At 72.4% G+C, this 12025-nt stretch carries 11 protein-coding genes; 2 read left to right on the forward strand and 9 right to left on the reverse strand.

Going from position 1 to position 12025, the window contains the following annotated elements:
* Positions 1-6 precede the first annotated feature (6 nt).
* The 5 genes from C2L59_RS35345 to C2L59_RS35365 all read right to left on the reverse strand — a co-directional run bounded on the left by C2L59_RS35345 (position 7) and on the right by C2L59_RS35365 (position 3797).
* Positions 7-522, reverse strand: a complete 516-nt coding sequence (locus C2L59_RS35345; RefSeq protein WP_013231003.1) for a single-stranded DNA-binding protein — start codon at positions 520-522, stop codon at positions 7-9.
* A gap of 17 nt (positions 523-539) precedes the next feature.
* A complete protein-coding gene (gene rpsF / locus C2L59_RS35350) occupies positions 540-866 on the reverse strand; it encodes a 30S ribosomal protein S6 (RefSeq protein WP_176173898.1) in 327 nt (108 codons plus the stop codon).
* Positions 867-979: 113 nt separating this feature from the next.
* The gene (locus tag C2L59_RS35355) at positions 980-1858 is read right to left on the reverse strand and encodes a hypothetical protein (RefSeq protein WP_103353880.1); all 879 of its coding nucleotides are present in this window, start codon (positions 1856-1858) and stop codon (positions 980-982) included.
* 85 nt (positions 1859-1943) lie between these two features.
* Positions 1944-2849 carry a hypothetical protein gene (locus C2L59_RS35360; RefSeq protein WP_199199410.1) on the reverse strand — a complete coding sequence of 302 codons (906 nt, stop codon included), beginning with the start codon at positions 2847-2849 and terminating at the stop codon, positions 1944-1946.
* 117 nt (positions 2850-2966) lie between these two features.
* Positions 2967-3797: a hypothetical protein gene (locus tag C2L59_RS35365; RefSeq protein WP_103353882.1), complete on the reverse strand. Its 831-nt coding sequence runs from the start codon at positions 3795-3797 to the stop codon at positions 2967-2969.
* A 115-nt stretch (positions 3798-3912) separates the two neighbouring features.
* Between C2L59_RS35365 and C2L59_RS35370 the strand changes: the two genes are divergently transcribed.
* Entirely contained in the window at positions 3913-4686 is a 774-nt protein-coding gene (locus tag C2L59_RS35370; protein ID WP_199199411.1) for a deoxyribonuclease IV, read from the forward strand.
* Here the strand turns inward: C2L59_RS35370 and C2L59_RS35375 are convergent.
* Entirely contained in the window at positions 4683-6233 is a 1551-nt protein-coding gene (locus C2L59_RS35375) for a glycosyltransferase family 87 protein (RefSeq protein WP_103353884.1), read from the reverse strand. The two genes, C2L59_RS35370 and C2L59_RS35375, sit on opposite strands and share 4 nt — an antisense overlap.
* 48 nt (positions 6234-6281) lie before the next feature.
* Positions 6282-7340, reverse strand: a complete 1059-nt coding sequence (locus C2L59_RS35380; RefSeq protein ID WP_103353885.1) for an ROK family transcriptional regulator — start codon at positions 7338-7340, stop codon at positions 6282-6284.
* 55 nt (positions 7341-7395) lie between these two features.
* On the opposite strand from C2L59_RS35380, the gene C2L59_RS35385 reads away from it, so the two are divergent.
* Positions 7396-8442, forward strand: a complete 1047-nt coding sequence (locus C2L59_RS35385) for a Gfo/Idh/MocA family oxidoreductase (protein WP_103353886.1) — start codon at positions 7396-7398, stop codon at positions 8440-8442.
* A 42-nt stretch (positions 8443-8484) separates the two neighbouring features.
* On the opposite strand, the gene C2L59_RS35390 is transcribed toward C2L59_RS35385, so the two are convergent.
* Together C2L59_RS35390 and C2L59_RS35395 are read right to left on the reverse strand one after the other, a co-directional pair.
* On the reverse strand, positions 8485-9453 hold the full coding sequence (locus C2L59_RS35390) for a S8 family serine peptidase (protein ID WP_103353887.1): 969 nt from the start codon (positions 9451-9453) through the stop codon (positions 8485-8487).
* 62 nt (positions 9454-9515) lie between these two features.
* Positions 9516-11843, reverse strand: a complete 2328-nt coding sequence (locus C2L59_RS35395; protein WP_103353888.1) for a transglycosylase domain-containing protein — start codon at positions 11841-11843, stop codon at positions 9516-9518.
* Positions 11844-12025 lie beyond the last annotated feature (182 nt).

Below are 12025 nucleotides of genomic sequence, written 5' to 3' on the forward strand. Positions count from 1 at the left end.
ACGAGATCAGAAGGGGGGCTCGTCCGAGAAGCCGCCGCCGCCACCGCTGCTCGCGGCCGGGGCGGAACCCCACGGGTCGTCGGCCGGCATTCCGCCGCCACCGCCGCCGCGGTTCCCACCGCCGCCACCGCCGCCGCCGAAGTCACCGCCGCCACCGCGGCTGACCTTGTTGACCTTGGCCGTGGCGTAGCGCAGCGAGGGGCCGATCTCGTCGACCTCGAGCTCGACGACGGTCCGCTTCTCGCCTTCCTTCGTCTCGAACGACCGCTGCTTCAGGCGGCCCTGCACGACGACGCGGGCGCCGCGGGTCAGGGACTCGGCGACGTTCTCCGCCGCCTGCCGCCAGATGTTGCAGCGCAGGAACAGCGCCTCGCCGTCCTTCCACTCACCCGACTGCTTGTCGAGCGTGCGGGGCGTGGACGCGACGGTGAAGTTCGCGACCGCCGCACCGGACGGGGTGAAGCGCAGTTCCGGGTCGGACGTCAGGTTGCCGACCACCGTGATGACGGTGTCTCCAGCCATCGGGGTTCCCCTCGGGCTCAGGCCTTGGCGGCAGCGGGCTTGGCCGCGGCGCGCTTGACCTCGCGACGCATGACCTTGGTGCGGAGCACGGTCTCCTGCAGCGACAGCTGGCGGTCCAGCTCCTTCACCGCGTCCGAGGACGAGTTCAGGTCGAGGAGCGCGTAGATGCCCTCGGCGTGCTTCTTGATCTCGTACGAAAGGCGGCGGCGGCCCCAGACGTCGACCTTCTCCACGGAACCGCCCGAAGTGCGGATCACGTTGAGGAAGTTGTCCAGCGTGGGGGCGACCGTGCGCTCGTCGAGCGTGGGGTCCAGGATGACCATTACCTCGTAATGGCGTGACACAACCACTCACCTCCTATGGGCTCGCGGCCACGGACTGTCCGTGGCAGGAGGGTTTGTCCAGGTAAGGCTACCTGGGGGTGCCGGCGGGGCCGGACAGCGGGTCTTCCCGGGGGTCAGGCGGCCCGGCGCAGGACCCAGGTGCGGACCAGCCCGGCGGTGACGCCGGCGAGCACGATCACCGCGATCAGCATCGGCAGCTGCACGTCGTTCGACGCGCTGTTCGAAGCCAGCGACTGCGCGTTGCCGGCGTCGCGGACGTCCACGCCCTGGCCGCTCTGGTCGCCCGCGCCCGCCTGCGGGGCGGACGCGTCACCGGGCAGGGTGCCGTTCGCGGGGTAGCGCACACCGGGCGCGACGGCGGTGCCGGCGGTCGCCGTCGGGATGCCGCTGTAGTCACGCATCGGGGCGCTGCCGCCCGTGCCGCCCGCGGTGCCGGGGTTGAGGTTCGAGAGGTTGCCCGACGCGCCGCCGGGGCTGGTGCCGGTGCCGCCCGGCTGGGTGCCGGTGCCGCCCGCGCCCGGCTGGCCCGGGGTGCTCGGCGCCACGTAGTTGCTCGCGAGCAACGTGAGGCCGCAGCCCTTGGCGACGGCGCTTTCGACGCTGTTCAGCGTCTTGTTCCAGTCGAGCCCGAGGCCCCACGTGCCGGAGCTGGCCAGCGCGGTGCGGACCGCCTTGCCGATCGCGGCGCCGGTCGCTTCGCCGCCCGCGGTGTTCGGCACCTGGCCCACCGGGATCGAGTGGTTCTTGGCGATGGAATCGCCCGCCCAGCTGCCGATCGCGAGGGTGCCGGCGTTGTTCGCGCCGTTCGTCACCAGGGTCTTGACCGAAGCTCCGTCGATCGCCACCTGGTCGCCCATCTGGCCGGTGACCGAGCCCGTGCAGCTGGTGCTGACGAGGGTGGTCGCGGCGGAGGCCGGGCCCGCGGAGAGGAACGCGCCGCCGACCGTGAACGCGGCGATGGCGGTGACGGTCATGATCTTCCGCACGAGCATGTCCTCCAGGGGAATTACGGGAGCGTCGTTCCGGGCAACACCAGGATGAACGACCAAGATACGTGAAAGATACTCGGCAGTCGGCTCAATTGGCAGCGGCCATCCGGCGGAGCACCCAGGTGCGGACGAGGCCCGCACTGACTCCGGAGAGGGCCAGCACCGCAATCAGCAGCGGCAGGTTCGACCCGTTCGTGAAACCGTCCGATGCGGACGGTAGCGCTTCGGCCTGACCCGCCGTCTGGACGCCGGAATTCCCGTCCGGGGTGCCCTCCGGACCGGTGAGGCCGTACTGCGGGGCGTAGCCCGGGATCTGGCTGCCGTACCGGATCGCCGGCGACGGCGTGAAGAGCCCGGCCGTCGCGAACGGGATGCCGCTGTAGTCGCGCATCGGGGCGTAACCCGTGCCGAGGGTGAAGGGGAAACCGCCGAACACCGGGCTGCTCGAGAAGCCGGGCAGGAGCGGGCTGTTCGCGTCGGGGATCGGCGTGGTGCCCGCCGGGGTGCCACCCTGCTGGGGCGCGCCCCCGGTCCCGCCCTGGGCCGGCGGCGGCTGCTGCGGGTTGCCGCCCGTGCCGGGCTGCGGCGACGACTGCTTGCCGCCGCCGCTCACCGCGCTCAGGCCCTGCTGCGCGCCGCTCGTCACGCCCTGCACGCCCTGGTTGAGCGCGCTCGCCGCGGGCGCGCCGACCACCGGCACCGGGGAGACGACGGTATTGACCACGTGCACGGTGACGTTGCAGACGGTGTTGAGCAGCCCGCTCACGGTCTTGGTCAGCACGGTGGTCGCCTCGGTGACGATGCCCAGATCGATCAGGGGCAGGCCGAGCAGCGAGCCCTGGATGTGGTCGCCGGGCGCCGCGTCCACGGTCTTGCCGCAGGGCACCGTCTTCGTTTCGGCCGAGGCGGTCCCGGGCAGGCCGAGCACGGCAGACCCCGCGAGGACGATCGCCGCCGCACCGACCGCTGTAGCCCTCCGTGTCCGTTCCTGCATGCTCGCCGCCCCTGGTGTCGTCGCCTACTTACCAGTACAACGACGCTAAGGCAGCCGGGTGACGCCCGCTCGTTCAGAAATGTCCGGCATTCGGGTGGAACCGGGTGTCACCGTGCGTCAGGCGGGGCTGCGGCGGATCCAGGCGCGGACGAGGGCGGCCGCCACGATCGCCAGCGCCAGCACCGCGAGCAGCATCGGCAGCTTCGCCGGCGGGGTGACGCCGGGCAGCGCCTCCGCGGTGCCGGACTTCTGCTCGTCGACGGTCGGCGGGAGCTGCTGCCCGGGGATGATCTGCGCGATCACCGGTGCCTGCACCAGGCTGCCCGGCAGCAGGGCGGCGTTGGTGAAGATGCCCGAGATGGCGTCACCCGGCAGGGTGGCGTTGCCCGGGCCGGTGAGCACCGGGCCGGTGCTGTTGCCGGGCGGGTTCGGCACCGGACCGGGGCCGGGCGGGTTCGGCACCGGCGGGGTCGGCGGGTTCGGGCCGGGCGGCGTGGGCTGGGGCGGGTTCGGTCCCGGCGGCAGGGGCAGCGGCGGCAGGGGCAGCGGCGGCAGCTCGGCGACGACGCCCTGGGTCAGGCCGCCGACCGCGTTGACCGTGCCCTGCGCGGCCGGGCAGACGCCCTTCGCCGTCGCGTCGCCGACCAGCGGCAGCCGGCCGAGGCCGAGCGCCTTGACCGTGTCGCCGAGGGGCAGCGTGAGCAGGGGGGCCGAGCCGTTCGTGTTCCGCGAGCTCGAGTCGAGGCCGACGGTGAGCTGGTTCGGGGCGTTCAGCGGGGCGCCCGCGTCGAGCACCAGGCCGTTCGAACTCCCCTGCTGCAGCGTGGCTTCGCAGCTCCCGCCGAGCGTCGGGTTGGTGCCGGCGCTCGCCAGGCCCGGCGCGAACAGCACTGCCGAAGCCGCGAGGGTGACTCCCAGTGCGGTGACCCGGGCGACTCGCTTCCCCATCGATGCCCTCCGGCAGTCGGACCAATCTGGATCACGGAACGCGCTCACGGTACTCCACGAGCGTGACCAACCGGGCCCACCGGCCGAAAATACGCCCGGGAGTAGCGTGCTCGGCATGCTGATTGGCGCCCACGTCCGTGACGACGACCCGTTGACCGCGGTCGCCGAGCGCAAAGCCGACGTCGTCCAGTTCTTCCTCTCCGACCCGCAGGGCTGGAAGGCCCCGAAGCCGCACCCGCACGGCGAGGCCATCGCGGCCGACCCGGTCGAGGTGTTCATCCATTCGCCGTACCTGATCAACGTGGCTTCGCTGAACAACCGGATCCGGATCCCGTCCCGCAAGAACGTCACGCAGCACGCGGACGGCGCGGCGGCCATCGGCGCGAAGGGCCTGATCGTGCACGGCGGGCACATCGGCGCGAACGACGACGTCGAGGCCGGCCTGGAGAACTGGCGCAAGCTCTTCGAGCGGGAGCAGGAGAAGGGCGGCTTCAAGGTCCCGATCCTGATCGAGAACACCGCCGGCGGCGAGAACGCGATGACCCGCGACCTCGAGGTGATCGCCCGGCTGTGGGACAAGGTCGGCGAGTTCGGCGCCGGGTTCTGCCTGGACACCTGCCACGCGTTCGCCGCGGGCTGGGACCTGGCCACCGCCGTCGAAAAGGTCAGGGCCATCACCGGCCGAATCGACCTGGTGCACCTCAACAACTCCCGCGACGAGTTCGGCTCGACCCGCGACCGGCACGCGAACGTCATCGAGGGCGAGGGCACGATCGACCCCGAGGTGCTGGTGGCGGTCGCCCGCGAGGCGGGCGCCCCGGTCGTCGTCGAGACGCCGCCTGGCGGGCAGGCCGCCGACATCGCCTACCTGCGGGAACAGCTCGGCTAGACGGCCACGGCCTTCCGGCGGCGGCGGGTGGCGTTCGGGACGATCACGTCCCGGGCGCCGTCCAGGAAGCCGCCGGCCGGGTCGTCGTCGCCGTCGAGGCGGACCGGGTCCGTTGCCGGGCGCCAGACCTCCCGGACCACCAGCACGCACAGCGCGACGACGGCGAGGTCGCGGACCACGACCGTGCCGAGGAACCAGCCCTCGGGCAGGCCCTTGTGGTCGATGCCGAGGTAGTAGAACATCCGCGGCACCCAGACGACGGCGTCGATCAGCATCCAGCCCAGCAGCAGCCGCCAGCGCGGGATGGCCAGCACGGCCAGCGGCACCAGCCACAGCGAGTACTGCGGGCTCCACACCTTGTTGGTGAGCAGGAACGCGGCCACCACCAGGAACGCGAGCTGGCCGACGCGCGGCCGGCGCGGTGCGGCGAGCGCCAGGTAGGCGATCCCCGCGCAGCAGGCCAGGAACAGCACGGCCACCGTGATGTTGAGGTACGTCGGTGTCTGGTTCTTCTGCAGCACGCCGTCGAACCCGGCCCAGCCGGTCGTGTACGAGAAGACGTTGTAGAGCGAGTCCGGGTCCATCGGCCGCAGGGCGCTCATCCGGAAGAACTCCCACCAGCCGCGGGTGGTGAGCAGGATGAACGGCGCGTTCACCGCCAGCCACGTCCCGACGGCGGCGATCGCGGTCTTCCAGAACGGCGTCAGCTTTCCTGCGCGCAGGCACAGCACGAACAGCACGCCGAGCAGGAAGAGCGGGTAGAGCTTGGCCGTCGCGCCGAGGCCGAGCAGCAGCCCGGCGAGCACCGGCCGCCGGCGCGCCCAGGCGAGCAGGCCGGTCGCGGTGAACGCGGTCGCGAGCGCGTCGAAGTTGGTGAACGCGTGCACCAGGACCAGCGGCGAGATCGCCACCAGGACCATGTCCCACGGACGGCGTCTCACCGTCCGGCCGGTCGCCCACACGGTGACCAGCCACGCGGCCGACAGGAAGAACGCCGTGATGTCGAAGTAGATGGCCACCGGCAGCGCCCCGGGCAGCCAGCCGGCCTCGGCGAGGTTCAGCCAGCCCGCCGCCAGCTTCGCGTTCGCCCACTGGAAGAGGCCGGTGAGCACCGGGTACTCCATGTACCGGGTGTTGTCCTCGGCCGTCTGCGAGCTTTCCCGCCACGACGTGGCGTACGGGAAGGTGCCCGGCCGGTCGAGGCGCTCGGAGCCGTAGAGCGGGACGATGTCGGAGTAGCACATCGCGACGAACGGGCGGCCCGCGCGCCAGTCGAGCTGGGTGGCGCCGCTGGAGTCCTGGTACTGCTGGATGCACGAGCCCTTGCCGAACCAGCACAGCATCAGCGCGAGCGTGGCCAGCAGCAGCCCGACGCGCTGCGGTGACCAGAACCAGTGCCTGCCGACCGCCGCGTGCTCGCCCAGCGGCCCGCCGAGGGGTCTGGTGACCGCCGCCGCGAGGGGGTCGCTCCAGCTCGGGACGACCCGTTCCGCCCGGGTCAGCGTCACGGGGCCGGGTTCCGCCTCCCGCGTGGTCTCCTCTGGCACGAGGCGGATGGTATCGGTGATCGGGGTGCGCGGCGGTGAAGCCGGTGATCATGCCGGATTCGCGTAGTACGAGGCCAGCACCTCGGCGGCCGCGCCGCGGGTGACGATCTCCTCGCCGGAGCCGTCTTCGACGACGTCGATGCGCTGCCAGTGCGGCGCCGGCAGCAGCTCCCCGAGCCGGGCCGCGACGGCGTCGCGGTGGACGCCCGGCTCGTCGCGGACCGCGCGGCCGGCCAGCACGATCTGCTCCAGGTCGAGCACCTGCACCAGGTCGGCGAGGCCGATGCCGAGGAATCCGGCGGCGGTCCGGGTGTCGGCGGCCTGCTTGGCCATGATCTCGACGCAGCCGCGCCGCCCGCAGGCGCAGCGGGGCCCGTCGTAGGCGATCGTCGTGTGCCCGAACTCACCCGCGTTGGTCCGCGGGCCGCGGTAGAGCCGCCCGTCGATCAGCAGGCCGACGCCGATGCCGGTGCCGACCAGGATCACCGCGGTCGCCGTCGGCTCGCCGTGCGGCCAGAGCCGGGCGAACGCGGCCGCGTTCGTGTTCTTGTCCAGCGTCACCGGCAGCCCGGTGCGCTCCTCGAGCAGCGCACGCAGCGGGACGTCGTGCCAGCCGGGCATGTTCGTCGCGTCGCGGACCAGGCCGGCCCGGTGGTCCAGCGGGCCGACCGCGCCGATGCCGAGGCCGAGCACGTCGAAGCCGTCGGCGAGTTCGAGCGCGGTGGCGCCGACGGCCTCGACGGCCTGCGCGGGGGTGAAACCGGCCGGGAGCGGGCCGCCCGCCATCTCCTCGACCTCACCGACGAGGTTGGTGCGCACGACGTGGAACTCGTCGCGGTCGAGGCGGGCGCCGAGCGCGTGCTTGGCGCCGGCGCGGATGCGCAGCCGGGTGCGGGGCTTGCCGACGCCGCTGGACGGCTGGCGCTGCTCGTCCAGCAGGCCGGTGTCGAGCAGTTCGGGCACGATCTTGGAGACGGCCTGCTGGGTGAGCCCGGTGCGTTCGGCGAGCTCGACCCGGCTGAGGCCGCCGGCGCGCAGGATGTGGCTGAGCAGCAGGGCACGGTTGTGCTCGCGCACGTCGCGCAGGTTCACCCCGGTGTCCGCCATGGACGAGATCTTCGCACGTCTGGCCAATTAGGCAACGCTGTTGTTTAATGGCGGCATGGCGGACGACTTGCGGGTGGGCATCCTCGGGTACGGCATCGGGGGACGCGTCTTCCACGCGCCCCTGGTGGCGGCGACGCCCGGGCTGACCCCGGCGGTGATCACGACGTCGGGCAGTGCCGCCCAAGCGCGCACCGACCACCCCGGCGCCGAGGTCGCGCCGGACGCGGAGGCGCTGTTCGAGCGCGCGGGCGACCTCGACCTCGTGGTCGTCAGCACGCCCAACCGCACGCACGTGCCGCTCGCGCTGCGGGCCATCGAAGCCGGTCTGCCGGTGGTCGTCGACAAGCCGTTCGCGCCGACCGCGGCCGAAGCCGAGCGGGTCGTCGACGCGGCGAAGGCGGCCGGCGTCGGCCTGACGGTCTTCCAGAACCGGCGGCTCGACTCCGACTTCCTCACCGTGCGGAAGGTCCTCGATTCCGGCCGGCTCGGCGAGGTGTTCCGCTTCGAATCCCGCTACGACCGCTGGGTGCCCAAGATCAAGGACAACTGGCGCGAGTTCGGCGACCCGGCCGAAGCCGGCGGCCTGCTCTACGACCTCGGCGCGCACATCGTCGACCAGGCGCTGCAGCTGTTCGGCCCGGTCACCCGGGTGTACGCGGAGGTTGACCGCCGCCGCGCCGGCGTCCAGGTCGACGACGATGTCTTCGTCGCGCTGCACCACGCGAACGGGGTCCGGTCGCACCTGTGGTCGTCGGCGCTCGCGGGTACGCAGAACCCGCGGTTCCGGGTCCTCGGCGACCGGGCGACGTTCACCAAGTACGGCCTCGACGTGCAGGAACCGCAGATCAAGGCCGGGCTGCGGCCCGGCGACGCGGGCTGGGGCGAGGAGCCCGCGGCGGACGCCGGGAAGCTCGGCGTCGGCCCGGACGTCGAGACCGTGCCCACCGAGACCGGCCGCTACGAGCAGTTCTACGCCCAGGTCCGCGACGCGCTGCGCGGCGAAGGCGAGTTCCCGGTCGACCCGGAGTCGTCGGTCGCGGCCCTGCGCGTCATCGAGGCCGCCCACCGCTCCGGCGTCGAAGGCACCGTGGTCGAACTCTGACCCCCTGACCGGCCGTGACCTCGGTGACCCCCAGCTCCGAGGTCACGGCCTCCTTTTTCGCAGCACGACGAGAGCCGCACCGAGCACGAGCATGCCGCCGGCCGCCCACAGCGCGATGACCCACCACGGGGTTCCGGTGTCCGGCTCCACGGACAGCGCGGCCACCGGGTCGATCAGCCCGTAGCCGTATTCGTTGTCCCGGCCCGGCGGGCCGAGGTCCTTCGCCGTCCGGGCCAGCTGGTCGGTCACCTGAGCCGCGGTCAGGTCCGGGTACCGCGACCGCACGAGCGCGACCACCCCCGACACGATCGCGGCGGCCTGGCTGGTGCCCGACGTCGGCGCCTTCTCGCCGGGGCGGGATGTCGAGATGTCGACACCGGGGGCGGCGAAACTCACCTCGGGGCCGGACACGCTGACGTCGTCGCGGAACTTCCCGGTCCGGTCGACCGCCGTCACGGCCAGCACACCCGGGCGGTCGGCCGGGCTGGTCACCTCGCGGTCCTCGCCCGCGTTCCCCGCCGCCGCCACGACGACCACGTCGTGGTCACGCGCGTAGTTGACGGCCTCGTCGTACCCGGTGGACCGGCCGCCGCTGCCGAGCGACAGGTTGACGACCTTCGCGCCCTGGTCCACCGCCCAGCGGACGGCGGCGACCGCGTCCGCCGCGCCACCGGTCAGCCGGGCCGGCAGGATCTCCGCCTTCGGCGCGACCCCGCGGGTGCCGGCGGTGCCGCGGCCGGCGATGAGCAGGGCCATGGTCGTGCCGTGCCCGATGGCGTCGCCCGCGGGGGCGCCGAGGTCGGGGAAGTCGGCGCCGGGCCGCACCGCCCCATCGAGGTCGGGGTCCGCGGCGACGCCGGTGTCGATCAGGCCGACCCGCACGCCGGCGCCTTCGGAGAGCTGCCACGCGGCGGGCAGCCCGAGTTCGCCGGCCCAGTACGGTCCCGCGGCGTCCGCGGTCGTCGACAGCGTCAGCAGGACGGCGAGAGTGAGGGGAGCGAGTTTCCGCATGGCCTTCCCGACGGACGATCGCGGGACGGGCGTCCCGCGATCATCCTGGCAGACCCGGGTGGTCAGGGGCCGAAATTCGCCTGGCCGGTGTCGTTCCCGTTGCCGCGCCCGGGACCACGGCCGTCGCGCCGGTCGCGCCCGCGGTTCTGCTGCTGCTGTTGCTGCTGGTCCTGGTTGCCGCCGCGGCCGAAGGTGAAGTCCTGTTGCTGTTGCTGCTGCTGTTGCCGGAACTGCTGCTGCTGTTGTTCCTGCTGGAGCTGCAGCTGGAACTGGTCGTCCTGCGGCGCGGTGATCGCCTGGACGCGGTCGAAGCGTTCGCCCGGTCGCCCGGCCAGGTACAGCTGCATGAACCGCTGCCACACCGGGCCGGCCACGACGGACGGGGTCAGCGGCGCGCCGGTCGGGCCGCGCAGCGCCTTGTCGCCGTCGCCGCCCACCCACACCGCGGCGGACACCGACGGCGTGTAGCCGACCATCCACGTCTGGGAGTTCGTGTTCGCCGCGGACGCCGGTTCGTCCTGGCCCGGGGTGTGCTGCTGGGTGCCGGTCTTGCCGGCGCACTCGTGCCCGGCCGGGCAGGTCAGCCGCGAGAACGGGATCACCGGCGCCAGCGCGGCGGTGACGTTCCCGGCGACCTGCTTGCTCTTGCCGCGGTCGTTGTCCGCGAACGCGTCCGTCGCGCGCGTGTCGGCTTCGTAGGCGGTCTCGCCCTGGGCGTTCGTCACCTTCTGCACGAAGTGGCGGCCGCGCTGGACACCGCCGGCGGCGAAGGTCGCGTACGCCGCGGCCATGTCCGCCGGGGTGACCGCGGTCTGCCCGCCGCCGATGGAGATGTTGTTGTCCCCGGTGAACAGCACGCTGCGGCCGCCGTTCTCCTTCGTGCGGATGCCCGCCTCCTGCGCGGCCTCGGCCACGCCGGACGGCTTGGTCACGTTGAGCACCATGTCGTAGAAGACGGTGTTGGTGGACCGCTGCATCGCCTCGGCCACCGTGCACGTCTCGGAGCAGCTGCTGGTGGTGCCGGCGTTGCGCACCGGCAGCGGCACGTCCGGGAACGACCGCGGCGAGCGGCCGTCGAAGACGGCGTTGAGACCGCGGCCGTCCTTGAGGAACGCGGTGAGGTCGAACGGCTTCATCGACGACCCGGGGTTGTGCGGTTCGTCCGCCCAGTCGCGCCCGGCCTGGTCCTCCCCGTTGGGGCCCTTCACGATCGGCGCCCCGCCGTAGTAGGCGAGCACGCCGCCGGACCGCGGGTCGACGGCGACCAGCGCGTCGAGGATGCGGTCGTCGGTCTGCCCGGCCATGCCACGGGCGACCGCCTTTTCGGCGGCGTCCTGCGCCTTCGCGTCGATCGTCGTGAACACCTGGAACCCGCCCGAGTAGTACTTCTCCTCGGGGATGCCCGCGGCCGCCAGCTCGGCCTTGACCTGCTTCTTGACGAACGGGTTCAACGTGGTGCCCGGCCGCGATTCGACGAGCGGGACCGGCGTCGGGAACCGCGCCGCCTTCCGGTCGGCCGCGGTGAGGTAACCGTTGCGCTGCATGCGGTCCAGCGCGGTGCTCCACCGGTCGCGGGCCACTGTCGCGTTCTCCGACCGGCCCGGCTGCTGGATCAGCCCGGCGAGCAGCGCGGACTCCGAAAAGGTCAGCTGGGCGGCGTCCTTGCCGAAGTACGCCTGCGCCGCCGCCTGAACGCCGTACGCGCCGCGGCCGAAGTAGATGATGTTGAGGTAGGCGGTGATGATGTCCGCCTTCTCGTAGGTCTGGTTCATCTTGAACGACTTCGCGAGCTCGACCCACTTGCGGGTCAGTGTCGGCGCGTCGTCGCCGGAAGAGACCTTGATGTACTGCTGGGAAATCGTCGAGCCGCCGCCGGAGCCGCCGGTGACCTGGTTGTAGGCGGCCCGCAGGATGCCGGAGACGTCGAAGCCGGAGTTGGTCTCGAAGGACGCGTCCTCGGTGGCGATCACGGCCTTCTTGACGACGTCCGGGATCTGGGTGGAGGTGAGGAGCTGCCGGTTCCCGCCGGTGGGCACGTCCTTGCCCATCTCGGTGCCGTCGGCGTAGAGGTAGGTGACCGCCTGGCCCTGCGACTGCGCGACCTTGTCCGGCGAAGGCACGTCGACGGCGGAGTAGGTGACCACGAAGGCGATCGCGGGGACCAGGAAGAACAGGCCGGCCGTGACGTACAGGACCCGCCGGACGATCTTCCAGCGGCGTTTGCGGCGCAGGTCCGGCGGCGGGGCGGCGGGCCCGGTCTCGGCCGGTTCGACGGGTTCGAGCGGTTCGTGCCGGGCGTGCGGCCGTGGCGGGAGGGGCCGGCGTGGCTGGTAGCGACCACGCGGAACCGGCCGCCGGCCGGACCTCGAGCGATTTCGGTCGGTGTACACGGGCCGTCCTCGTACGCAAGTGGGCTGCGGGCGCAGACCCCTCGACACTCCACACGGACCGCGGGCGGCGGTGGTTCACGCGGAACGGGCCCGGCAGGCTTGGTGCTTGCCGGGCCCGGTCGATCAGTTGCCGATCACTTGCCGATCAGTTGCTGATCAGTTGCCGATTACTGCCGATCAGT

Source organism: Amycolatopsis sp. CA-128772 (assembly GCF_002904295.1).
In the GTDB taxonomy this organism is placed as follows: Bacteria; Actinomycetota; Actinomycetes; order Mycobacteriales; family Pseudonocardiaceae; genus Amycolatopsis.